Genomic DNA, 21,276 nt, shown 5'->3' on the forward strand with positions numbered 1-21,276 from the left:
ATGGTCACTGCCTTTCTGGGGCCTTCTCGAAGCGGACGGGCGGCAGCGTCGCGGAGAGCGGTCGTCCCGCCGGCGGAAGGGGAGGTGGCTCGTGCGGTGGGCGTTTCGGTGGTCTCTCGTCCGTGCGTTCCCCGGCGGGAGGAGACGCGGCCCCGTCCTCGGCCGTGGGCGGCACCGCTTCCTGTTCCGTTTCCAGCTCCCCTTCCTGTTCCCCGGGCAGCTCCTGCGCCTGGTCCCGGGGCTGCTCCTGCTCCCCGTCGCCTTCCTGGTGGTCGCCGGGCTGTGGGGCCTGCTCCGCCGGGGTGGTGCCGGGTTCGTGGCGGGGCAGGGAGACCAGTACGGAGATGGCGAGCGCCGCTCCGCCCAGCCGCAGCGCGAGGCGCAGGGGTTCGTCGGGAAGCGGCTCGTCGAAGGCGATGGTGCCGCTGACCGTGGCGAAGAGGAAGTTGACCGTCGTGCAGACCGGGACGATCAGGGAGGCACGGCAGCGCTGGAGCGCGGTCTGCGACAGGACGAGGCCGCTCGAACCGGTGAAGAGCAGGATGTACGGATACGGGGACGAGAACACGGCGGCGACGGTGCCGCCGGGGTTCCCGAAGTCCAGCAGCCCGGCGACACCTTTGATCGCCAACGAGCTGACGCCGTACAGGAATCCGACGGCCACGCCGTACGGCACTCCCGCCGTCGGCAGCCGGTGGCGGCGCCTGGAGCGGCGCTCGGCCGAGAGGAAGAGGCCCACGCCGAAGGCGAGCGACGGCAGGCAGATCAGCAGCAGGACGGGCACGGGCGCGACCCTGCTGACGGTCTCCGAGCTGTTGTGCAGCGAGAAGACGATCATGAGCAGGGAGACCAGGATCGCCACCATGCCCTGCCGCTCCTTGCCACTGGCGCGCTCGCCCAGGAAGAAGGTGGACAGCAGCAGCAGGATGACCAGCCCGGTGACGAACAGCCCCTGCGCCGCGACGAGGGGCAGGGTGCGGTAGACGGCGAGCTGCGCGGTGAAGGCGAGAAGCAGCGAAGCGGCCCCCAGGATCCACAGCGGGCTGCGCAGCAGATGCAGCACGAGCCGCGCGGGATGGCCGGTGGAGAGGGGCGGCAGCGAGGAGAGCGCCCGCTTCTCGATGACGAACCCCGCGCTGAAGAGCAGGTTGGCCAGCAGCGCAGCCGCGACGCCCCAGAGCATCAGCGGCCTTTCTCCTGGGGCCCGTCGGGGCCGGTGCCCGGCCCGCCCCCTGGGCGGGGGACCGCCTGTGCGTGTACGAGCAGGATGGAGGCCAGCGACGGGACATGGCAGGCCGCGCGGTCCAGCGGCCTGAAGGGGCGCGGTACGTCGTGGTAGGGAGCCCCGGTGATACGGATGACGCGGAAACCGGCGGCGGGCAGCATCGAGCGCAGGGCACGCGCCGTGAACAGCCGCAGGTGACCGACCACTTGCGAACCGGGGCGCCCGTGGATGCCGCGCAGGGACACCTCGGAGAAGACCGGTTGCGTACCGAACAGGAGCAGCGCGCGGTTGTACCAGGCCGCGAGGTTCGGTGTGGACAGCAGCAGGTGCCCTCCCGGGCGCAGGACGCGGTGCAGCTCGTCGAGCGCGGCGTCGGGGTCCACCAGGTGCTCGATCACCTCGGAGAAGAGCGCGGCGTCGGCCGACCCCGTCGCGAACGGCAGCCCGTGCCCGGCCAGTTCGCCCCGTACGGCCGTCAAATGCGCGGAGGCGCGGCGCAGCGCGTCCTGGGACCAGTCGACGCCGACGAGGCGGTGCCGGGAGAGCGTGCGCGAGGCGGTGGCGGCTGCCGTGCCGTCGCCGCAGCCGATGTCCAGGACGGTGGCGGGCGTGGTCCCCAGCGCGCGCGCCAGGATGGCCGCCTGGCGGCGTGAGCGGTCAGGCCCCGAGGCGACGGGGGTCGACGGGTCCTCGTACAACTGCTGGAGGCTGCTGGGGTGTTCGACGGCCGGTTGTCCTGCGTGGTCGCCGCGGCCGGCACGGCCGGTGCGGCCGGCGCGGTCCGCTGTGTGAGCCGTTTCGCTCATGAGGGCTCCTCCTTCGGCGCGTGCGGCTGCTCCCGGTTCCCCTGGCCCCCCGTTCCCTCCGGTGCCGTGCCGGGGCCGGCTTCCTGCGGGGTGTGGGACGTGGAGGCGAGCGCGCGGGCGAAGAGCGCGCCGAGGCGCTGGCCCGCCGCATCGTCCAGCCTGGCGTGCGACCAGCGCAGGGCGAGCTGGAGCCGGCCGCCCGTGGAGACGGTCGTCACGGACAGGCCGCGAGGCATCTTGCCCGGCGCCGAGAACCACACGGCCTGGGCGCGGCCCGCGTCGCCGAAGTCCAGGGGGTAGGGGATACGGCCGATGTTGGACAGCAGCGTGCTGGACGCCCACGGTCCTGCCGCGTCGCGCAGCGCGCGGATGCCCGCGGCGCGCAGTCCTACGGGCAGTACGGGCTTGGTCAACAGGTCGCCGCTGAAGCCCAGTTGGGGCCGGTCGGCGGCCTTGAGCGCGCGCGTCCTGGCCGCCGTGGCGCGCAGCAGCCGCGCGATGGCCTCCCTGTCGGGCGCCCCGGACGCGGTGAGCGTCCCGTACAGCTCGCGCTCCTCAGGGCCGAAGGTGACCTCCACCAGGCGGGTGCCGTTGCCGATGGCCATGTCGGCGGTGCGCGGACGGTCGTCGACCGGCATGGTGATACGGACCGGCCGCATGGGCTCCTCGTGCAGCTGGTTCCACCGGGCGACCATGATCCACGTGGCGACGAGCAACTGGTCGTTGACGGTGTACTGGCTCGGTTCACCCGGTGCGCGCGGCGGACGCGAGGGAAGCGGAAGATCGCTGATGAGCATGCCGTTGCCCGGCGCTCCCGGGTGGAGCGTGTCGGCCGCGACCCGGGCGGGACGGGTCCAGTGCGAGGTCGACTCCGGTTGCTGCTCCCTGTCGGCGCCGACGCCTCGGGGTTTCACCGGTGTGCGAACGGGCGGTGGGGCTGGCGAGTTGTCGGCCCCTCCGTACAGCTGCGCCGCGGTGGCGACGACCCGCAGGCAGGCGGGGCCGTCCAGAGCGGTGTGGTTGATGGTGACCAGCAGGACCCAGGCGCCCTCGTGTTCGATCACTTCGGCGCGGAAGGGCGGCGAACTCTCCAGGGGCGGGCAGTCCGTGAGCGCCCGCCGTCTGGCCTCTTCCAGCGTGCCGCCCGGGTAGGAGACGGGGTCCCTGTCGGGCTCGGACGTCAGTACCCACTCGTACCGCAGCCGCCACCACCGGGACGGTGCCTGCCGCATGAGGATGCGCGGATGGCTGCGCATCGCCTCGGCGAACGCGCGGCGCAGCCTGTCGGGTTCCGGCCGCGCGGGCAGGTGGATCTCTACGTGTACGGTCTCGGGCTCGTCGTCGGACAGACAGTGGCGCGTGATCTCGTCGACGGTGGGGAACGGTATGCGCCGTTCCGGGCCCCTGGAGCGGGGGCCGGCGGGCGGCGCCGGCGGGTTACCGGAACCCGAGGCCGAGCCGGAGCCCGGAACCGAGGCCGAGGCCGATTCCGGACCCGAGGCCGAGGCCGGATCTGAATCCGGGCCCGGACCCGAGGCCGAGTCTGGACCCGAGCCGGAGCCGGGGCCGGAGCTTCCGGTGTCCCCCGGTGGCGTCCCGTTCCCGGCCGGGCCTTGCGCCGGGCCCTCGTGCGCGAGGCTCTCCGGTACCGGACCCTCCGGTACCGGACCCTCCGGAACCCGCACCTCCGGCGCCGGACCGTGTGTGTGTCCGGTGCCTGAGGGTGCTTCGCCCTTGTGCGGTGCGGTCATGGGGTGGGTTCCTCCCCCTGGTCAGGGCGGGGGCGCGGGTCTGGCTTGGACAGGTCGGCCGGGCGTGCGCGCTCCGTTCCGAGGGGCGGTGTCGCGGCTCCGCCCGTGCCCTCGCCCTCACCCGCTCCGCCGGGCCCACTTGGCCGGCCGGACCCGCCGGGGCCGCCCGGCTCATCGGGGCCACCGGGCGCCGGGTGCTCGCCCGGGGGGTCGGAGGGCCGCGGAGTACGGCCGTACGGGGGCGGTGCGTGCGGGGGCTGCTGGGGCTCGGGCGGCCCGGACTCCGAGGGCGGGGGGCCGTAGACCGGGCTCGCCGGTGCGCTCACGGGTTCCGTCTCGGGCTCGCGTGCCGGGAACGTCACGAGGGCCGCGGCCAGCGCGAGCAGTGCGAGTGCCTGTGCCGCGTGCCCGAACGCGCCGCTTCCCTCGGCGACGGCGGCGCCCGCGCCGATCGCCGCGACGATGCCTGCTCCCGCCATGGCGACCATGGCCACCGGCACCAGCAGGCCGGACCTGAACCTCGCCAGCACGGCCAGCGCGGGCACGATCAGCGCATAGGGGCCCGCGACCAGCGCGGCCACCAGGGTCAGTACGACGGTGCCCAGTATCCAGCCGGGAGGCGGCACTTCGTCCTCGTCGCCGAGCGGTGTGCCCCGGCGGGTGCGGACGAAGGCGAGCCCGAGCAGCAGTGCGATGCCGACGGCGCCCGCGAGCAGCCCCGCCTTGTACCAGGTGGCGGGCTCGTACTCCAGCTTGACCGTGCCCTCCTGCCCCGCGGGGACGAGGAAGCCCTGCTGCCAGCCGTCGAGCCGCAGCGGGGTCAGTTCCTTGCCGTTGAGGGTGGCCTTCCAGCCGTCGTTGGCGTTCTCGTGGGTCTGGAGGTACGAGGCGGGCCCTGAGCCGACCTCGACCGTGCGCTCGTCGCCCCTCCAGTCGTGCGTGACGCTCTCGCGGTCGCGCGGAACCCGCGCGGCGGCGGCAGCGGTTCCGGTTCCTGCCTCGGAACCGGCGGCTGAGCCGGAGTCGGAATCCGAGCCGGAATCCGAGCCCGAGTTCGAGCCGGAATCGGAGCCCGAGCCGGAATCGGAGCCGGAGCCCTCGTCGGCGGAGGCGTCCGTTCCGGTCGGCTTGGCCGCCGTTCCGGCGTCGCCCTTGCCGAGCGTGACATCGGTCAGGGCCAGCGGCCCGGTGTCGCCGGCCTCGACGGTGTGACTGCCCGCGTTCAGTTCGAGGCTGCCGTCCTCGGCCTCGCCCGCGCACAGTTCGACGTCGAGGGGGCGCCGCTCGGTCAGGTCGCGCACCTTGCCCGACACCTTGGTGGTGTGGAAGACACCGTCCACGGAGAGCGTCGGGCCCTTGCCGCAGGGCAGTTCGAACGTCTCGTCCGGGCCGGGAGCCGGCACGCGGAACTCGTCCAGCGCGGGCAGATAGACCTCGCTGAGCCCCACGGGGAGCTGCAGCTTCCGGTCGGCCAGCGGGTTGTGGATGGTCAGCTGCTTGGTCTTGGTGACCGTGATCGTGATCTGGTCCGTCTCGATCGGCTCGAAGCGGGCCTGGCCGTTCTTGTCGACACTGGTGGTCGCCGCGCCGTCGGGAGAGCTGATCCGTACCTCCTCGGCCGCCGCCGAGATGCCGCCGGCCGGGGCGAGGACGATCTCGCCGATCTCCTTCTTCTCGGGCCACTTGAGCCGGATGGTGGGCTTGTCCCCGGCGATCCAGGCCGTGGTGAGGCTGCCGTCCACCAGGTTGCGGGCGCTGAGCGAGGTGCCCGTCCTGGCCGTGGAGTCGGCCGAGGCGGTGATCCGGTCCCGGCTGCCGGGCGCGACCTCGTCGAGCAGCTGGTCCAGTTCGCCGCCCGGCACGGGCAGTGCCCGCGCGCGCACGTCGTAGTCGCCGCTCTCGGACGTACCGAACTGGCGGTGCAGGCCCACCTCGGCAGAGACGGGCGAGAGGCCGCCGGGGTCGCTGCCCCGGTGGAGAGTGATCAACTCGCTGCCCGTTCCCGGGCGTTCGGAGTCCTGGGGAAGCTTCAGCAGCCTGGTCACCTGGGTGTCGGGGATGCCGATCTCGGAGAACCCGGCGCCGGACAGCCCCGCGCGCGGCTGCTGGGCGTCCGTGATGGTCAGCTTCAGCCAACGCGCGGCGCCCTGGGGCGCCTTGACACGCTGCTTCTCGCCGGTGGGCCGGAGGAAGCTGGACCTGCTGCCGTGGTTGGTCTCGATCTTCACGCGGGTGGGAGCCGCACGGGTGGCGTCGCCCGGCAGCGGCGTCAGCTCGATCGTGGACGGGATGTCGACCGTCCCCTTGAAGTCGGCCTTGATCCACTGCCCCTCGGGGTCGTCGGCCGAGCCCTCGGCCCAGGCGGTGTCCGGGTTGCCGTCGAAGGCACCGACGGGCTCGAACTGGGGCAGATGGAAGAGCCAGTTGCCGCTGCTGGAGGCCGTGACGGACTTCGCACCGCGCAGCACCGAGGTGGTCTGGTGGCCGCTGCCCTCGGTCGGCAGGATCTGCTTGGGCTTCTCGCCCGGCTCCTGAAGGCTGTCGGGGTGGTTCCGCTCGTTGGCCGTGTACGTGTACGAGGTGTTGGTGTTCACCAGCCCGAAGCGGGTGTCGGCCCTGCGCAGCCCGTCACCGGAGATCTGGAGCGGCGGGGTGCCGATGCCCGGGTGGTTGTCGCCCGCCAGCACCGTCGGCCTTCCCTTGACCCGTTCGTCGCCCGCGACCGGCAGCAGCGACTCGGGGCCGCCGCTGACCTTCGCCGTTCCCGAGACCGGCTTGAGCGCCACGTCCTTGGGCCGCTCGGTGCCCGTCGGCTCGTAGATCTCGACGGCCTTCTGACGCGGGTAGAAGCCGGCGACCTGTAGCGGTGTGCCGGTGGGTATACGGCCGCCGGTCAGCTCGGGCCCGAAGCTCTTCACCTTCTTGTAGCCGGACGCCTCAAGGGTCTGCTTGACGGTCTGCGGGGGTACGTAGCCGAGCTGGTCGGGGTCGAGGTCGTTGCGTACGACGACGTCGTAGAGCCCGGCCCGCGCCATGAAGTCGGCCAGCCCGGGAACCTCGCCGCCGCTCATCAGCGCCTGTTCGACCGCGTCGGTCGCGCGTCTGTTGCCCGGTGTGCCGAACGGCACGTAGTCGCGCTGTGCCCAGGGCGACTTGGCGAGCACGTCCAGCGGCTGGTCGATGGGGGAGCCCCAGGTGTAGACGCCGTGCGCCGTGGCGGGTGTGACGTAGGCGCGGGTGTGGGGCGAGTGCTTCTCCAGCCAGTCGGCCGTCTGCTCCCAGTGCCGGGGCAGCTTCTTGAACGCGCCGGACTGGAGGATGTCGCCGTTCACATAGGGCAGGCACAGCCCGGGCAGCACGGCCAGTACGGCGACCCACAGCAGCAGCGGGCGGGCCCGTATCCGCCGGGCGCCACGGGTGTTGACGGCGATGCCGGTCAGGTGCGCGAGTCCGAGTACGAGCGCCAGGGCGAGTCCGGGCTGGAACTTGTAGATGTTGCGGAAGGGCCGCAGCCAGCCGTCCAGCCAGCCCTGGATCTGCTCGGAGAACGGTGCGCCCAGCGCGCCGCCGTATCCGGCGAGCATGATGCCCGTGACGGTGACGGCGGTCAGCAGCAGCCAGCGCCGCTCGGGCAGGTCGCGCCGTGCGAGTCCCGCGAGGCCGATGGCGGCGGCGAAGGCGCCGCCCAGGATGGCCAGCCAGCTCGCCGCCACGGTCCAGCCGGCAGGCAGCCACGGGTCACCGAAGTTGAGGTACGCCGTCCAGTTCCCGCCGCCGCGCAGCATCTCGGTCGCCGACATGGTGCCGGTGGTGGTCCCGGCGTTCTCGACGTACGGCATGAAGTCCTCGCCGTAGGCGCCGAGCAGCAGCAGCGGCCCCCACCACCACACGGTCGCCAGCACCACGCCGGGCAGCCACCACGCCAGCAGCGTGCTGCGCTTGCGTCCTGTGCGCGTTGCCACGTAGAGGAGTGCCGGCAGCAGCGCCGCGAGGGTGGAGGCCGCGTTGACGCCGCCCATGAAGGGGATCACCAGCGCGGAGCGCGCGGCGGCCACGCGCGGCGCCAGGGCGGCCGAGGTCAGCGGCAGCAGCACCCAGGGCAGCACGGCGCCGGGCAGCGCGGCGGCCGAGGTGGAGCCGACCACGATGGTGTACGTCGGCCACAGCGCGTAGACGACGGCGCCGAACAGCCGGGTGGAAGGAACGCCGATGCCGAGCCGTTCGGCGAGCCGGAGTGCTCCCCAGAAGGCGGCGGCGATGATGAGCGACATCCACAGGCGCTCGGCCAGCCAGGTCGGTATCTGGAGCAGATCGGTGAGCCCGTAGTAGGGCAGTGCGGGGAAGAGATAGCCGATGTACTGGTCGGCGATGCCGCCGAACCCGCCCCTGTCGTGCCACAGCTGCCCGAGGTCGCCCAGGAACTGCCAGGGGTCGGTGGCGACGCCGAGCTTGGTCTCGAAGGTCATCTTCCCCGGTGACTTGGCGAGGAAGGCGACGAGGACGACCGCCCAGAAACCGAACAGCCAGCGTCGGCTCCGTGGCCGTTCCGGTGGCGGAACGGGCCCGGGGGAAGGAGCCGGGGCCTGGGGTGGCGCCTGGACGGTCGTGGTCATGTGGGACACCGCCGGAGAATGAGGAGGAGGTTCCAGGTGGCGAACTCGCGCAGTCCGGGCACGCGGGTGATGGCCCCCGCGAGAAAGGGCCAGTAGCGGGAGCGTGCCGTGACGAGCTGCACGTCGTCCCGGGCGCGTACCTGGCGCAGGGTGGGTCCTATATGGACGGCGAAGAGGTTCTCGCCCAGGGTGTGCTTGGCCGGACGGCCCGTGCGCCGCTGGTAGCGGGCACGGGCGCGCTCGGCGCCGAAGTAGTGCCAGGGGGCCGTCTCATGACCGCCCCAGGGGGAGTACCAGTTGGTGAACGACAGGTAGATCAGCCCGCCGGGACGGGTGACCCTGACCATCTCCGAGACGAAGGTCTGCGGATCGGCCACATGCTCAAGGACGTTGGAGGAGAAGCACACGTCGGCCGTGCCGTCGGCGAGCGGCAGCAGATAGCCGTCGGCGACGACGGCGCCCTCGGGCCGGCGCTCACCCGCGTGCAGCTCGGCCGGGTCGGGCTCGAACAGGTAGGACTGCGCCCCCCTGCGGCGGAACTCCTCGGTGAAGTGCCCGCTGCCGCCGCCGACATCGACGACGGTGCTGCCCCTGAGGGGGACGTACTTCTCGACCTGCTGGGCCGCGTCGCGCGCGAGCAGGCTGTAGCAGTGTTCCGGATCGGTCTGCTCGCGCATGAAGGCGCGGAAGAGGGCGACGGATCTTCGGAGGGAAGGGTCCCGCACGGTTCCTATCACCGCCCGACAGGGATCGGTTGGGGGGACGCATGGGGGGATGCCGCCGTGGAGGCAGCCCGAGCGTACGCCTCGGCGGCGACCGCGCGGAAGCTCTTCACCGTGTTCGCCCAGCGGTAGGCGGCGGCCCTGTGTTCGGCCGCGCGGCCCAGCGTCGCGCGGCGCCCGGCCGACAGCGCGAGCGCGCACCAGTGCGCGGCGAACGAGCTTTCGCCGCCGGCCAGCAGCCCGGTGACGCCGTCCTCGACGGAGTCGCGCAGCCCGGGTATGTCGAAGCCGATCGCGGGGGTGCCGCGCGCGGCGGCCTCCGTCACCACCAGGCCCCAGCCCTCGACGAGGGAGGGGTGCAGCAACAGCCAGGAGCGGCAGAGCAGTTGGTGCTTCTCGCCCTCGCTGATGTGCCCTGTGAAGGTGACGTCAGGCCCCGCCATCGCCTCCAGCGCGGCCCTCTCTGGGCCTTCACCGACGATGACCAGGCGCCCGCCCGTGACCGGCCTGACCCGCTCCCACAGGCGCAGCAGCAGGTCGACGCGCTTGTACTCGACCAGCCTTCCCATGGCGAGGAACAGCGGCTGGCGGGACTTGGCCAGCAGCGGTCCCGGGTCCTCCACGCCGTTGTGCACGATGCGGATGTCGTCGGCCGGCACGCCGAGCCCCGTGAGGGCCTGCGCCGTGGACCCGGAGACGGCGACCTTGAGGTTGCCGCGGTGGTTGTGTGCCAGCGCCCAGTGTTCGAGCCGGCGCCCCAGACGCGCCGCCGGCGCCGGGTAGCGCATGGCCCACAGGTCGGTGTGCACATGGTTGACGAAGCAGAGTGTGGGCCCCCGGTGCCACAGGGGCGCGAGATAGGGCATGCCGTTGCAGACCTCGACGAGCAGGTCGCAGTCTCCGATCTGACGGGCGAAGGTACGGCGGGCACGCAGGAAGTGCCCCGCGTCACCGCCTGCCGATACGACGCGGTAGTCGCGGTAGGCGGCCGGGCCGCCGCAGAGCAGTGTGACCTGGTGTCCGTGTGCGGTGAGCCCCTCGGCGATCCGGTCGACCAGAAGCTCGGAGCCTCCGGCGGCCGGGTTGCCGAGATCACGCCGCGCGAGGAACACGATGCGGCGTGGGGATCCTGGAACGGCCGCACGCTGCCTGCGCGGTACGTCCTGCCCGGTGGGGGAGGCAGGTGCGAAAGCGGTGTGTGTGCCGTGTGGGGGGACCAGGGAGGGTCGTACGTGCTGGGGCATACGTGCTCCAACTCGTCTCAGGGTGCGGTAGCGATGGACCGGTGCGCTGTGGTGCGGAGGCGGTGCGAGGGAGGTGCGCAGAGGCTGTGCGGGGGCGGTGCCGGGGTGGTGCGCGTTGGATGGCTCAGTGTTCGCCGCAGGGTTCACAGGTGGCTACTCACCGGAGTGACAATTTTGGCCCGTAATTGAACTGATGCTTCATCACTTCGCGCTCCGTGAGGTGTTCATGGGCGCCCAGGGGCCTGTTGGCCATGGAAGGCACGTGCGATGGCATGCGCAGTTGCCCGGGTCAAGCCCCGCCGGCTCATCCGCGCGCACCCGCCGCCCCGCGTCCGTAGGCCACCGCGACGGCGCCTCAGACCGCGGCCGGCTGCCCCGGCGCCGCGGGCGGCGGAGTGGGGCGGCGGCCCCTGATGACGAGGACCGCCCCGGCGATCGCGCACAGGGCTCCGGCGCTCAGGGTCGCGACGGGCGCCGTTCCGACCAGCGTGAGCATGCCGTTGTCGTCCTTGGCGAGGTCCACGGCCTCCTGCTGTGTCCTGGACGTGAACGCGAGCTTGTCGCTCTGCAGCAGCGTCACCTTGTCGGTCTTGCCGCCGGGCGCCCTGAGCACCATCTTCGGGCCCGTCGCCGCGTACAGGATGCGGCCCGTCGCCTCGTCCACGACGAAGTCCAGGCCCGAATTCGAGTACCACTCCTCGGCGTTGACCTGGCCGCTCCTGGGCCTGTCCACCAGGACGCCGGGCACCTGCCGGGTACCCGCGCGTGTGGGCCCGACGGTGCCGCTGAAGCGCAGCCCCTCATGGCCCTTGACCTTCACCTCGCCCTTGTACCTGAGCGGAACGGTGCCGCCCAGCGTGCTGTCCCACCAGATGTAGTCGCGCTTCTCGACGTCGAACGGCCACTTCAGGTACGCCTCACCGCTGATGTCCTTGGGCCGCAACTTGCAGCAGTCGACGGGCTTGTTGGTCTCGCGGTCGGTGACCAGGCGCTCCGTCGTCCACTGGAAGGACTTGCGCGGATCGTCGAGCTTGCTCGTCTTGGGGTTGTCGATGGTCTGCGACACGTCCCAGACGGCGTGCCCGGTCTTCTCGCTGGCCGCTACGTCGCCGAGGACCCGGCGCGTGACCGTGAGCTTCTGATCGCTCTTGGTCTTCAGCTCCTGCTGGTCGAAGTACTTGCCCTTGCCCTTGAAGACCGAGGTGATGTTCACGTCGATGGGCGTGCGCTTTGCCTGTGGTTCGACGTACCAGACGAGCATCGGCGCGAGCACGATCAGGAAGACACCCAGGCCCAGCAGGATCAGGGCGAGGGGCGAGGCGGTACGGCGCATGGCGGGGCACTCCGAGGGTGGTCTTGACCTGCGTCAGGAGGTGGTTTCCCGGGGACAGGTACGGCGCTGCGACGGGGAAGTGCACGTGCGGTGAAGGCCCATAAAGGGCCGTGAGAGAACGGCAGTTCGTCTGGAGGGTCCGTATGGGCCGGAAACCGTAGGCCGTCCCTTGACACGGCGTCAATGCTTACCGACACTCAGCAACGCAGAGGGGTTGGCTCCTGGGGCGGGGCCTTCGCGCCGAGCCGTCGCGTGCGATCACGGCTCTCTCGGCCATCATGGCACCGAAGAAGAGAGGTTCGCCTCCGCATGCACAGACTCCTCGCCGCAGCGCTCACCTGCGTGGTCGCCGCCGGCCTTGCCGTCGGAGCGGGTATCGGCCTGGTCGCGGTACTCAACGCGACCCCGGAACAGCCCAACGTGCCACTCGTGCACTTCCATTCGTCGCCCGACGAGGTCCCGGGCCTCGACGGGACCAGCCCGTCGCCCTCCGCCTCGCCCGGCGGCTCGGAGAAGCCCTCTCCCGATGCCTCGCGAAGCAGCGCGGACGAGGCCGAACCGGGCGGCTCGGATGCCGCCTCACCAGGGGCTTCGTCCGGCAACTCGCCGGGCTCGGAGCAGAGCGGAGAGCCCTCGGCCTCCGCAGCACCGGGAGACTGACCCGTGAAGGCAGCACCTGCCCGCTCCGCCTGGCAGGACGTACCTCCCCTGCGCGTACGGCAGTTCGCCGAGCGGGCACTGGCCGAGGTGCCGGTGCTCGCACAGGACATCCTCGGGGCCATACGGCGCGAGTACCCCGCGCTGCCGCTGGTGCACGACGACTCGGGCGAGCCCATGGCCCTCATCGGCATCCGGCGCGCGCTGGAACACTTCGTCGAACACCTCGCCACGGGCCTGGAGGCCCCGCACGTACCCCCGCAGGTCTTCCAGGAGTTCGGCCGCGGAGAGGTGCTCCAGGGCCGCAGCCTCGACTCGCTCCAGGCCATCTACCGGCTCGGGATCCGCCTCGCCTGGCGCAGGCTCGCCGAGATCGGCACGGCCATGGAGATCCCGCCGCCCGCGATGTACGAGCTGGCCGAGTCCGGTTTCCAGTACCTCGACGGGCTCGTCGCCGAGTCCGTGCGCGGCTACGCGGAGGCCGCGGCCCGGCAGGCGGGGGAACGGCTGCGCCTCCAGCGCAGGCTGCTCGACCTGATGCTCTCCGAGCACCACCATCACCGCGGCCCCGGCGACCCCTCCGACCTGCTCGCCGACCGCGCGGCCCGGATCGGCTGGCGGGTGCCGCGTACCGTCTCCGTCGCCGTGCTGGTGCGGCCCGCGCGCTCGGCCGTACCTCCGGCCGTCGGTGACGAGGTGCTGCTCGACATGGACTGCGAGCAGCCCAGGCTGGTCGTTCCCGAACCCGAATCACCGGGCCGTATCGAACTGTTGAGGCGGTCGACGGCCGGCTGGTCGGGCGCCGTGGGACCGCCCGTGCCGCTGGCCGAGGCGATCAAGTCGCTGCGCTGGGCACAGGCGGCCGTCGGCCTCATGGAACGCGGCCTGCTGCCGGGCGGCGAACTGCTCTACTGCACCGAGCACACCGAGGCACTCGTGCTGCTGCCGCCCGAGGAGCTGATCGCCGGCCTGACCCGGCGCAGGCTCGCACCCCTGGAGGCGTGCGGCCCCACCCACAGCCGCCGCCTCGCCGAGACGCTGCTGGCCTGGCTGGAGACCAGGGGCGGAGCCCCCGAGGTCGCGGGACGCCTGGGCGTGCACCCGCAGACGGTGCGCTACCGGCTGCGGCAGATCCGCGAGCTGTGGGGCGACGACATCGACGACGCGGACAGCCGCTTCGAACTGGAACTGGTCCTCCGCTCGATGCGGCTGCGCGGCGAACTGGGCTAGGAACCCGCCCCGTTGGCCGCCCCCTGTCGGCTCCGGCGGCTCCGGGCGGCCGTCACGCGCCGGTCCACGCGGCTCCGTGCGACTCCGCGGGTCCGCGCGGGTTCGCCGTCGGTGTGCGAGGTCACCAGCCGGTACGCCGCTCCAGCTGGGTGCCGCTGACGCGGGTGAAGGCCATGATGTCGCTGGGACCGTCCAGCTCCAGGCGGTGCCAGCGCCCGCGCGGAACGACATAGGCGGACCCGGGCCCGAGGTGGGCGACCAGCTCTCCTTCGGGGTCCCGCGGGTCGGCCTCGTCGCGGAGATAGACCCGCACGCCTCCGCTCAGCACGCAGGTGACCTCATCGCCCTGGGTGTGCTGCTCCCACACCTCGGGGTGCGCGTCCTCGTCCCGTTCGACGTGCAGGGTCATCATCGTCCAACCCTCCAGGTCAGGCGTCGTCCGGCGCTCCTGGGCGAGGACGGCGCCGTCCTCGCCCAGCCGGAACATCGAGGTGTACATGTCTACGGCGGTCATGGCCGGCTCCCATCAAGTACGGTGTACGTGAACTGGAAGTCAGTGCAACACGTACGCCGTACGTGGTCAAGGCTCTCCCGGTGGCGGAAGAGAGCCGTACCGGTGCCGGCGGGAGGCTGCGGGAGTCGGAGAGCGGCGGCGGAGCGAGGGGAAGGCGCGCGGTGGCAGCACCGAAGAAGTTCAGCAGGGAGCAGGTCGCCGCGGCGGCCCTGCGGCTCACCGACACGCGCGGCCTGGAGGCGCTCTCCATGCGCACCCTCGCCGCGGAGCTGGGCACGGGCCCGATGACGCTCTACAACTACGTCGACGGGCGGGAGGGGCTCGAACTCCTCGTGGTCGAGGCGGTGTTGGAGGGCGCGGACTGGCCCGAGACGGGTTCCGGGGACTGGCGGGACGACGTGCGGAAGCTCGCCGAGGTCTTCTGGCGCACGATCCGCTCCCACCCGCACGTCATCCCGCTGATCGCGGAGCGGCGCACCGTCGACGAGCCGATCCTCGACTTCGGCGAACGCATGCTGGAGGCGCTCGCGCGCAGCGGCAGGTCGGGGCGCGAACTATTGGTCGCCTTCCGGCTGGTGTCCGGCTTCATCGTCGGCTTCACCCAGGGCGCCGCCGGGCGCGCGCTGATCTCGCCAGGAGGCGAGTCCGCCTCCGCTGTGATCGCACGCGCCCGCACCCTCGACCCCGAGCGCTTTCCCCGCGTGGTCGAGATCGCCACGGCCTCGGTCGAGGGCGACAGGACGGGGGAGTTCCGCGCCGGACTCGACCTGCTGATCGCCGGGCTCGCGGCGGACGCCAGGCCCGGGGGCGGCCGGGAGGGCTGACGGCAGGCGGGCCGAGGGGCGCGCGTGGGTCACGCTGTTCCGCGGGGCTCGGGGGTGGCGGTTTCGCGCTGTTGCGGTCTTGTGCTCTTGCGGCTTCGCGGTTTCCCGGTCTCTCGGTCTCCCCTTCTTGCGCTCTCGCGGTGTGGTGAGCGCGCGGTTTCGCGGTGTTGGCGGGTGCGCGATCTTGCGCTCTCGCGGTGTTGGCGGGCGCGCGGTTTCGCGTTCTCGCGGTGTTGGCGGGTCCGCGATCTTGAACTCTCGCGGTGTCGGCGGGCCCGCGTCGGTGCGGGACGCGCAAGGGTCAGGGCGTCTCCGTCACGGCGTCGTCGCCCAGCATCCGGCGGAGCAGGTCGCGCAGCAGGGTCCGCTCGGCGGGGGTCAGTTCGGCGAGCGGTGCCCCGGCGAAGTCGAGACCACCGCGCAACTGGGCCGCCGTCGTGCGGCCCTGCTCGGTGGCGGCGGCCACCTTCACCCGGCGGTCGGCGGGGTCGGCGCGGCGCTCCACGAGCCCGCGCGACTCCAGCCGGTCGACTATGCCCGTGACGTTGGACGGCTCGCACTTGAGCTGGCGTGCCACTTGACGCATGGGGGTGGGCTCCCGGGCGAGCAGGGCCAGGACGCGGGCTTGCGCACCGGTCAACTGGTGCTCGGAGGCGGCCAGTTCGTACTCCTCGTGGAAGCGTGCGACGACCGTGCCGAACAGGTCGACGACCTCGCGTGTGAGCGGATCGGGTGTGAGCGCGTGGGTGGTGCGGGACTCTGCTGCCATGCGAACCAGGGTACTCCAATGCTTGACAACATGAAATATCGAAGTGCACAGTTGTTTAAGAACCTGAAACACTTCTGGAGGCAGCGCTGTGACCCCACCCGTATCCCCTGAATCCGACGCGTCCCAGCTCCCGGCGACGGGCCGTTCGTGGCACCTGACCGCACGGCCGCAGGGATGGCCGACGCCCGACGATTTCGCCTTGCGTGAGGAGCCGGTCGCCGCACCCGCCGAGGGGCAGATCACGGTCCGGAACATCCACCTGTCCGTCGACCCGTACATGCGCGGCAGGATGAACGACGTGAAGTCGTACACGCCGCCCTTCAAGCTGAACGAGCCGATGGACGGCGGCGCCGTGGGCGTGGTGCTCGCTTCCGAGGCCGACGGCTTCGCGCCCGGTGACCACGTACTGCACGGCCTCGGCTGGCGGGAGATCGCCACGCTCGACGCGCGGCAGGCCACCAAGGTCTCGCCCGACGCCGCCCCGCTCTCCGCCTACCTCAGCGTGCTCGGCATGACCGGACTGACCGCCTACGCCGGGCTGTTCGAGGTGGCCTCCTTCAAGGAGGGCGACGCCGTCTTCGTCTCCGGCGCCGCGGGCGCCGTCGGCAGCCAGGTCGGCCAGCTCGCCAAGCTCAAGGGCGCCTCCCGCGTCATCGGCAGCGCGGGTTCCCCCGAGAAGATCCGCGTGCTGAAGGAGGAGTACGGCTTCGACGCGGCGTTCAACTACAAGGACGGACCCGTCGCCGAGCAGCTCAAGGAGGCGGCGCCGGACGGGATCGACGTGTACTTCGACAACGTCGGCGGCGAGCACCTGGAAGCCGCGATCAACTCGTTCAACCTCCACGGCAGGGCCACCATCTGCGGCATGATCTCGCAGTACAACGTCACCGAGCCGACCCCGGCACCGCGCAACCTCGCGCTGCTCATCGGCAAGCGCCTGCGGCTCCAGGGCATGCTCGTGGCCGACCACAAGGCGCTCCAGCCGCAGTTCGTCGAGGAGGTCTCCGCCTGGGTGCGCTCCGGCGAGCTGAAGTACGACGAGACGGTCGTCGAGGGCATCGAGAACGCGGTGGACGCTTTCCTCGGCATGCTCAAGGGAGAGAACACCGGCAAGATGATCGTCAGCCTCGGAGAGTGAAGCGGAGCGGCGGCGGCCGGAGAAGGCCGACCGCGTGAGCGCCGCGAGCCTGAGCAAGCCCAGTAGGCCCGGTAGGCCCTGTCCGCCCCGTAAGTTCCCGTCGTAAGTTCCCGCCGACGGTGGGGAATTCGGCGCCCCTCGCATGGTTTGTCCGGTGCGGGGTTGATCAGGCGTCGGCCTGCCGCCGGGCACCGCATACGCTGGACTCCGGACCGGAGGGGCCTGGGCGCGAGTCCCGCCGGTCGCGCCACCAACAGGAGGACACATGGCAATCCAGCCCATCGACGTCAAGTACACCGCCGTCGCCACAGCGGAGAACGGCCGGGACGGCCGTGTCGCCAGCGACGACGGTCAGCTCGATGTGGTCGTCAACCCGCCCAAGGCAATGGGCGGCAGCGGCGCGGGCACCAACCCCGAGCAGCTCTTCGCGGCGGGCTACAGCGCCTGCTTCCAGGGAGCGCTCGGTGTCGTCGCCCGTAAGGAAGGCGCCGACATCTCCGGCTCGACGGTCACCGCCGAGGTCGGTATCGGCAGCACTCCCGAGGGCGGCTTCGGGCTCACCGTCGCGCTGAAGGCGCAGATCCCGAACGTCGACGCGGCCACGGCCAAGGACCTTCTGGAGAAGGCCCACCAGGTCTGCCCGTACTCGAACGCCACACGCGGGAACATCGAGGTCACGCTGCAGGTCGCCTGACCCCGTACCTCCGGGGCGCCGCAGCGTGGGCGGCGCCCCGGAGGGCAGCGGTGCAGCGCTCCCGTCCTCCTCCTCGCCCGTACCGGCCGACCACAGCCGCCTGCCGCTGCGGACGTCGTATCCGGCCGTCGGGTCGGTGCCGCGCACGACCATGTGACCGTTGCCGACCGCCGGAGTTCCCGGCTGGTCGATCTCTTCTCCGAGCGTCTTGCGGTGCGCGAGCGTACGCGCGTCCAGGACCGCGACGCCGGAGGCTCCCTCCCGGTCGGAGGCGCAGTACGCCGCGTCGCCCTGGAAGGCCAGAGGGCGGCAGGTGGAGCCCAGGGAGCTGGTGCGTTCGCGTGTACGCGCGTCGAGGGCCAGGACGCGTTCGTCGGTGTGCACGTACAACACGCCCCGCCGCAGCAGGAGTTGGAGCGACTGGGCCTTCACCCGCATCTCCCACAGCTTCTTGTGTGCCCCGCGCGTGCTGACGGCGCACAGTACGGTCGCCTCGCCAGGCTGCATGCCCTGGAAGGCGCTGACCAGCACCTCGTCCCCGGCCTGCGCGGTGAGGGCCACCGTCCCCTTCGGCGCCTTCACGTCCCACAGCGGGTCGCCTGAGTCGGTGCCGACCGCCCGCACCGACGAGGCAGCGGGCACATAGGTCGTGTCACCGGCGATCACCGGTGTGGTGGGGATGCCGTTCACCGGGGAGTCCACCCGGGGCAGACTCCACGCCTTCTTGCCACTGGCGGCACGCAGCGCCACGGTCTGACCGTTGACGCGTCCGCAGATCAGCAGCGGGGTGCGCAGGGCGCAGTCGCCCGTCCCGCGGGGGATCCTGGCACGCCACGGTGACCAGCCCTCGGGCCGTGCGTCCACGGCGGTGGCCTGCTTGCCGAAGTTTCCCGTACCCGGGGGAGTGCCGGTGGCCGACACCACGGCACCGTGACCACCCCGCACCCCGCCGTCCTCGCCCCCGCCGCCGTCTCCGGCTCCGCCGGGCCCGGCCCGCTGCGCCGTACGGCCTGGGTCAGCGTGGGCCCCGCGATGTACTCGGTCGCCAGCCAGGGAGGCGTACCGTCCGCTTCGCCGCCCGTGAGCCGCGCGAGATGAGGGCCTTCGACGGAGCGTGCCAGGGAGATCTCGCGCCGGAAGCGCGCCCGGAACTCGTCGCTGCGCGCCAGGTCACGGCGTACGGTCTTGACGGCGACGAGCCCGTCCAGTGCCGTGTCCCCCGGCGTACGGGCGAGAAAGACCTCTCCCATGCCTCCGGCGCCGAGCCTGGCGAGCGTCTCGTAGGGGCCGACCTGCCGAGGTGATGTCTCCCGCAGACTGCCCAGCACCGTGCGCCCCCGTTCCCCTCGACCGTTGCGGCGTGCAGCATTTTTGCACAGCCGTACGAGCCAACCCCGCGCGGACCGGGCCGACTCGGCCCCGTCGTACGGCCGTCACGGGAGCAACAGCACCTTGCCCGCGCCCTGTTGGTCCCGCACCGTGGCCAGTGCCTCCCCGAAGTGGTCGAGGGGGAACTCGTGCGTGATCAGCGCCCCGGGGTCGAACAGCCCGCCGGTGAAGGCGCGTACGGCGTACGACCACGCGGCGGGCGGCGCACCGAAGACCGCCCGCACGGTCAGCTGGGCGCACACCAGATGTGCGGGATCGACGCCGTCGGCGCCGGACCCGAAGTCGCCCACGAGGACGACCCGCCCGCCCCGGCGGGCCAGCAGACAGGCGTCGTTGGCGGTACTGGGCGCCCCCGCCGTCTCCAGGACGACGTCATAGCCGCCCCGTTCACCGACGGCCTCGTCCGGGGAACACGCCGCGCTCGCGCCCATCCCGAGCGCCTTCTCCGCATGGTGCGTACGCGGGTCGACGGCGAGCAGCGCGCCCGGTGTCGACGCGGCCAGCAACTGCACGGCGAGCAGCCCGAGCGTGCCGGCACCCACAACGGCGACCCGGTCGCCCGGCCTGGCGCGGCCCGCCAGTACGGCCGCCGCCGCGACGGCAGCGGGCTCCAGCAACGCGGCGGCGTGCAGATCGGCGCCGTCGGGCAGCGGGTGGAGCAGCCGCGCGGGCAGCACAAGCGAGTCGGCGAAAGCGCCGGGCTGGGTGAAGCCCGTCTCCTCGTAGCCGCTGAGGCACAGGCTGGTGGCGCCCTCCCGGCAGCGTTCGCAGCGCAGGCAGGAGCGGAACCCCTCGCCGACGGTCTTGCGCCCGGTCAGCGCCGGGTCCACACCCTCGCCGACCGCATCGACCGTTCCGGACCACTCATGTCCTGGCGTGACCGGATAGCGGACGTAATCGCGCTGCCGTGTGCCCTCGTACAGCTCGCGGTCGCTCGCGCAGATCCCCGCCGCGTGCACGGCGATCCGCGCCTCGCCGGGACCGGGTGCGGGCCGGGGCCCGCTGATGATCCTGTGGTGCCCCGGCCGGTCGACGACGACGGCCCGGACGTTGCCTCCCCCGTGCGGCTCTCCCGCCCCCGTGTGTGGTGGACCGGCTCCCGTGTGCGGTGTGCCGGACGGATGCGAGATCCTGGTCACTTGCTGGTTCTCCCTCCGTGCGCCCCGCCCGTCCACCTTGCGGGCCTGCGGGCTGCTCGGGCTACCCCGCGGGCCGCCGCGCGACGATCTGCCGGTGCGCCAGCTCGGCGAGGCTGCGCTGACCGGCCCTGCTGGGGTGGAACCAGTCCCAGTTGCTCAGTTCCTTGCCGGTGAAGCGGTACTGGAAGACCGCGCCGTTGTCGTACCGGCAGCGCAGATCCTTGGCGCACTCCTGCTTCAGCACGCTGTTGTACGCGACCACCCGGTCGTAGACGCTCTGCCGCCGCTCCTGGGACGCCGGGTCCTTCGCGCCGGGGTCCTTGAGCATCGACTGGCAGATGCCCAGGCTCCACACCCGCTGTCCTATGGCGCTCTTCTTGCCCTGCTGCCAGAGCCGTTTGAGGTCGGGCACGCTGGAGACGTACACCTGCGTCCCCGGCTGTTCCGTACGCAGCACGCGCAGGGCCTCGCGGAAGCTGCTGCGGAACTCCTCGACGGGCGTCATCTGTCCCACGGTGGGGCGGCAGGCGTCGTTCGCGCCACTCATGACGGTGACCATGTCGGGATCGACGGCCGCGGCCTTGCGCATCTGCTGGGGAAGGTCGGCGATGACGGCGCCGCTGACCGCGTAGTTCCAGCTCTTGGACTTGGGATCGTCCAGCAGGCGCCGCGCGAGGCTGTCGACCCCGGCCTCCGAGCCGGTGGCCCAGGACACCTCGGTGCAGTCGGCGAACACCGAACAGGCGTCGAAACCGCGGGTGATGGAGTCACCGACCGCGGCCAGCGAGTCGGGACTGCGGTCCCAGATCCGCTTCGGCTCGGACTTCGCACGCGGCTTCGTGGAGGACTCACCGTGCTGTGCGCCGCTGCCGCTGCCGCCGCCCGAGGGGTCGCCGCAGGCCACGGCGAGCACCAGACCGGTGACGAGCATCACGGCGAACGCGCAGATCGTGACCGTGCGCGCGCGTACGCCGCCGGAGTTGTGGGGACGCTCTGAGCGGTCACTTCCGGTGTGGTGGCTGTCCGTCATGCGACCCCCTGTTTCGCTGGTCCCCGTCCGACGGTACGTCACTCACCTTGTGCCCCCTCGCGATAGCTTGTGCATGGCAGATGACGGGGGGCGCACGGCGACTGGTAAATATTACCTCGCGTCACTTCCTGTCCCTTTCGGGGAGAATTGCGTGCAGTGGTGTTTACTATTCGTAACCTCGGGAGCTGGTAGGGAAGT

The 21,276-nt window shown here is 71.9% G+C and carries 17 protein-coding genes and 1 pseudogene; 5 read left to right on the forward strand and 13 right to left on the reverse strand.

Translation table 11 applies throughout. The features are described 5' to 3' along the window. Positions 1-4: 4 nt before the first annotated feature. The 7 genes from NMN56_RS01265 to pgfA all read right to left on the reverse strand — a co-directional run bounded on the left by NMN56_RS01265 (position 5) and on the right by pgfA (position 11,694). Positions 5-1,183 (reverse strand): DMT family transporter, encoded by a 1,179-nt coding sequence (locus NMN56_RS01265; RefSeq protein WP_274039726.1) that lies wholly within the window; start codon positions 1,181-1,183, stop codon positions 5-7. Continuing rightward, positions 1,183-2,031 carry a class I SAM-dependent methyltransferase gene (locus NMN56_RS01270; RefSeq protein WP_274039724.1) on the reverse strand — a complete coding sequence of 283 codons (849 nt, stop codon included), beginning with the start codon at positions 2,029-2,031 and terminating at the stop codon, positions 1,183-1,185. Before NMN56_RS01270 ends, NMN56_RS01265 begins: the two co-directional genes overlap by 1 nt. Further along, entirely contained in the window at positions 2,028-3,782 is a 1,755-nt protein-coding gene (locus NMN56_RS01275; RefSeq protein WP_347178556.1) for a condensation protein, read from the reverse strand. The genes NMN56_RS01270 and NMN56_RS01275 overlap by 4 nt, the downstream gene beginning before the upstream one ends. Beyond that, a complete protein-coding gene (locus NMN56_RS01280) occupies positions 3,779-8,395 on the reverse strand; it encodes an alpha-(1->3)-arabinofuranosyltransferase domain-containing protein (RefSeq protein ID WP_283742473.1) in 4,617 nt (1,538 codons plus the stop codon). The genes NMN56_RS01275 and NMN56_RS01280 overlap by 4 nt, the downstream gene beginning before the upstream one ends. Continuing rightward, on the reverse strand, positions 8,392-9,120 hold the full coding sequence (locus NMN56_RS01285; protein ID WP_274039722.1) for a class I SAM-dependent methyltransferase: 729 nt from the start codon (positions 9,118-9,120) through the stop codon (positions 8,392-8,394). The genes NMN56_RS01280 and NMN56_RS01285 overlap by 4 nt, the downstream gene beginning before the upstream one ends. Positions 9,121-9,128: 8 nt before the next feature. Beyond that, entirely contained in the window at positions 9,129-10,361 is a 1,233-nt protein-coding gene (locus NMN56_RS01290) for a glycosyltransferase family 4 protein (protein ID WP_274039721.1), read from the reverse strand. Between the two features lie 355 nt (positions 10,362-10,716). Next, positions 10,717-11,694, reverse strand: coding sequence for a cell envelope lipid trafficking protein PgfA (gene pgfA / locus NMN56_RS01295; RefSeq protein ID WP_274039720.1), 978 nt, complete (start codon positions 11,692-11,694; stop codon positions 10,717-10,719). A 309-nt stretch (positions 11,695-12,003) separates the two neighbouring features. Here pgfA and NMN56_RS01300 point away from each other — a divergent pair, with 309 nt between their 5' ends. Both NMN56_RS01300 and NMN56_RS01305 read left to right on the forward strand, forming a co-directional pair. After that, on the forward strand, positions 12,004-12,354 hold the full coding sequence (locus NMN56_RS01300) for a hypothetical protein (protein WP_274040015.1): 351 nt from the start codon (positions 12,004-12,006) through the stop codon (positions 12,352-12,354). Positions 12,355-12,357: 3 nt separating this feature from the next. Then, positions 12,358-13,581 (forward strand): PucR-like N-terminal domain-containing protein, encoded by a 1,224-nt coding sequence (locus NMN56_RS01305; RefSeq protein ID WP_274039719.1) that lies wholly within the window; start codon positions 12,358-12,360, stop codon positions 13,579-13,581. A 121-nt stretch (positions 13,582-13,702) separates the two neighbouring features. Here the strand turns inward: NMN56_RS01305 and NMN56_RS01310 are convergent, their stop codons facing one another. Beyond that, complete coding sequence (locus NMN56_RS01310; protein WP_274039718.1) at positions 13,703-14,095, reverse strand: cupin domain-containing protein; 393 nt, start codon at positions 14,093-14,095, stop codon at positions 13,703-13,705. 161 nt (positions 14,096-14,256) lie between these two features. Here NMN56_RS01310 and NMN56_RS01315 point away from each other — a divergent pair, with 161 nt between their 5' ends. Beyond that, complete coding sequence (locus tag NMN56_RS01315) at positions 14,257-14,919, forward strand: TetR/AcrR family transcriptional regulator (protein ID WP_280842614.1); 663 nt, start codon at positions 14,257-14,259, stop codon at positions 14,917-14,919. A 301-nt stretch (positions 14,920-15,220) separates the two neighbouring features. On the opposite strand, the gene NMN56_RS01320 is transcribed toward NMN56_RS01315, so the two are convergent. Further along, positions 15,221-15,688 (reverse strand): MarR family winged helix-turn-helix transcriptional regulator, encoded by a 468-nt coding sequence (locus tag NMN56_RS01320; protein WP_274039716.1) that lies wholly within the window; start codon positions 15,686-15,688, stop codon positions 15,221-15,223. Positions 15,689-15,776: 88 nt separating this feature from the next. Here NMN56_RS01320 and NMN56_RS01325 point away from each other — a divergent pair, with 88 nt between their 5' ends. Next, entirely contained in the window at positions 15,777-16,826 is a 1,050-nt protein-coding gene (locus NMN56_RS01325) for an NADP-dependent oxidoreductase (RefSeq protein WP_274039715.1), read from the forward strand. 265 nt (positions 16,827-17,091) lie between these two features. Further along, complete coding sequence (locus NMN56_RS01330) at positions 17,092-17,520, forward strand: organic hydroperoxide resistance protein (RefSeq protein WP_274039989.1); 429 nt, start codon at positions 17,092-17,094, stop codon at positions 17,518-17,520. A 348-nt stretch (positions 17,521-17,868) separates the two neighbouring features. On the opposite strand, the pseudogene NMN56_RS01335 reads toward NMN56_RS01330, so the two are convergent. From NMN56_RS01335 to NMN56_RS01350, 4 genes and pseudogenes are all read right to left on the reverse strand, one after another. Next, a pseudogene (locus NMN56_RS01335) lies at positions 17,869-18,384 on the reverse strand (outer membrane protein assembly factor BamB family protein); the annotation flags it as partial. Then, a complete protein-coding gene (locus NMN56_RS01340; protein ID WP_280842633.1) occupies positions 18,297-18,770 on the reverse strand; it encodes a protein kinase family protein in 474 nt (157 codons plus the stop codon). The pseudogene NMN56_RS01335 and the gene NMN56_RS01340, both read right to left, overlap by 88 nt. Positions 18,771-18,953: 183 nt before the next feature. Then, positions 18,954-19,919 (reverse strand): zinc-dependent alcohol dehydrogenase, encoded by a 966-nt coding sequence (locus NMN56_RS01345; protein ID WP_274039988.1) that lies wholly within the window; start codon positions 19,917-19,919, stop codon positions 18,954-18,956. A gap of 190 nt (positions 19,920-20,109) precedes the next feature. Continuing rightward, positions 20,110-21,078 carry an SGNH/GDSL hydrolase family protein gene (locus NMN56_RS01350; RefSeq protein ID WP_274039713.1) on the reverse strand — a complete coding sequence of 323 codons (969 nt, stop codon included), beginning with the start codon at positions 21,076-21,078 and terminating at the stop codon, positions 20,110-20,112. Positions 21,079-21,276 lie beyond the last annotated feature (198 nt).

The organism is Streptomyces iconiensis (genome assembly GCF_028657195.3).
Taxonomy (GTDB): Bacteria; Actinomycetota; Actinomycetes; order Streptomycetales; family Streptomycetaceae; genus Streptomyces; species Streptomyces iconiensis.